Source organism: Hydrogenophilus islandicus (assembly GCF_054657095.1).
The window spans coordinates 1-604 of record NZ_BAAHXE010000077.1; the positions used below are offsets into that span (position 1 = coordinate 1).

At 58.3% G+C, this 604-nt stretch carries 1 protein-coding gene; it reads left to right on the top strand.

The genetic code is table 11. The features are described 5' to 3' along the window. Window positions 1-604 (top strand): RNA-guided endonuclease InsQ/TnpB family protein (locus ACYQ6T_RS10730; RefSeq protein WP_459830706.1); only part of this gene is annotated, 604 nt, incomplete at both ends.

Consider the following 604-nt stretch of genomic DNA (forward strand, 5'->3'; position numbering starts at 1 on the left):
GCGAGCATGGGCGAGGTTTTTCAAAGACCTGAAAGAAGGGAAAGAGGCGTCTGAACCGCAATTCAAGAAGAAAGGCAAGAGCCGCGACAGCTTCTATGTCGCCAACGACAAGTTTCGCGTGCGTGGCCAGACGATTCGCCTCCCCAAAGTGGGTGACGTCGCAATGACCGAAGCACTACGCTTTGCGGGCAAGATTCTCGGTGCAACCGTCTCGCGCACCGCAGACCGGTGGTATGTTGCGATTCAGGTCGAAGTACCTGACCGTGTTTTTTACCGCCGGCGCACAGGAAATGGCGTCGTCGGCGTTGACCTCGGGGTGAAAGCCGCAGCGACCCTCTCCACCGGCGAGGTGATTGACGCACCGAAACCACTCAAAAGGATGCTGCGACGGCTACAGATTCGGGAGCGGGCCCAAAGCCGCAAGCTTGAAGCGGCGAAAGTGGCGGTGGGACTTCCCCAAGAAGCGCCCATCCCGAAGGGAACGAAACTTCCCATTTCGAACAACTGCAGGAAAGTTGCCCAATCGTTGGCGCGGCTTCATGCCCGCATCGCCAACATCCGACGCGATTTTGTCCATAAGCTCACGACGCGTCTCTGCCGCGAA